This window comes from Okeania hirsuta (assembly GCF_003838195.1).
Classification (GTDB): domain Bacteria; phylum Cyanobacteriota; class Cyanobacteriia; order Cyanobacteriales; family Microcoleaceae; genus Okeania; species Okeania hirsuta.
In genome coordinates this window covers 1-1,146 of sequence record NZ_RCBY01000609.1, presented here as the reverse complement: position 1 = coordinate 1,146, position 1,146 = coordinate 1, and the positions used below count along the sequence as shown (strand labels likewise).

The window sequence follows — 1,146 nt, the reverse complement described above, 5'->3', positions numbered from 1 at the left end:
AAAAATTTATTCACTACTGTTTTGCCATACGCAATAGTAAAATTTCACACCTTCCCACAAAATAGACTCCAAACCAAAGGCGATCGCTCAACACAGAAAAAATCTGACTTAATTACAAATCAGAAACTAAAAATTTATTCACTACTGTTTTGCCATACGCAATAGTAAAATTTCACACCTAAGAAAGAAAGGGATAATATCATGTCCGGAAATTAGTGATGAAAAAAACCCAACTGTGTATACATGGCAAATCTCTTTATTCTCCCTACTCCCTATTCCCCTGTACAGACGAAAATGTCTTCGCCCCTAGTTATAGCAATGTGCGCTGGGATATTTACAAATTACAAGAACTGTCCAATAGCTAAAAGCCTTATATTATCGGTTTTTTATTCCCCCTGTTGCCTGTTGCCTGTTGCCTGTTGCCTGCGCACAGCGCTATATTGATAAGTATTCAACCGCACATGATATTACACCTACGACCTACCACCTATTTTTAGTTTTGAGAGTTTTTACTACTAGGAGTTGGTACCATTTCTGGTAAATATTCTGGTAAAAAATTATCTCTACCAACTTCAGAGCTAATAGAATTCAGCTCTAATACTGATAGAGAATTAATATTTTCATTTTCCTCCATTTGAGCATTAGCTGCTGGTAACCAATTTAGTAAAAATAATGGCAATAAGGTAGATAGTTTAGTGCTAACAGTAATGGGAGAAATTGCTTTCATGCCTGTATTAGTTTTAGCTGCTAGACTTTGCCCACCAGGAGTAGAAGCAACTCTATTTGCTTTATTAATGTCTATCTATAATTTAGCTGGACTTATCTCCCATGAAGGAGGTGCATTGTTAATGCATTGGTTAGAAGTTACAGAGACAAATTTTGATAATTTGTGGTTGTTAATAGTTATCACTAACCTATCTACCTTATTGCCATTATTTTTACTAAATTGGTTACCAGCAGCTAATGCTCAAATGGAGGAAAATGAAAATATTAATTCTCTATCAGTATTAGAGCTGAATTCTATTAGCTCTGAAGTTGGTAGAGATAATTTTTTACCAGAATATTTACCAGAAATGGTACCAACTCCTAGTAGTAAAAACTCTCAAAACTAAAAATAGGTGGTAGGTCGTAGGTGTAATATCATGT

1 protein-coding gene and 1 pseudogene are annotated in these 1,146 nt (G+C 34.7%); one reads left to right on the top strand and one right to left on the bottom strand.

The genetic code is table 11. The features are described from left to right. Positions 1-493: 493 nt before the first annotated feature. On the bottom strand, positions 494-727 hold the full coding sequence (locus D5R40_RS33200; RefSeq protein WP_124155904.1) for a hypothetical protein: 234 nt from the start codon (positions 725-727) through the stop codon (positions 494-496). Between D5R40_RS33200 and D5R40_RS33195 the strand changes: the two are divergent. Continuing rightward, a pseudogene (locus D5R40_RS33195) lies at positions 687-1,112 on the top strand (folate/biopterin family MFS transporter); the annotation flags it as partial. The gene D5R40_RS33200 and the pseudogene D5R40_RS33195 overlap by 41 nt on opposite strands. Positions 1,113-1,146: the final 34 nt, after the last annotated feature.

Coding starts and splice junctions, on each gene's coding strand:
- D5R40_RS33200 (WP_124155904.1), bottom strand. CDS start 727: ATGAAAGCAATTTCTCCCATTACTGTTAGCACTAAACTATCTACCTTA.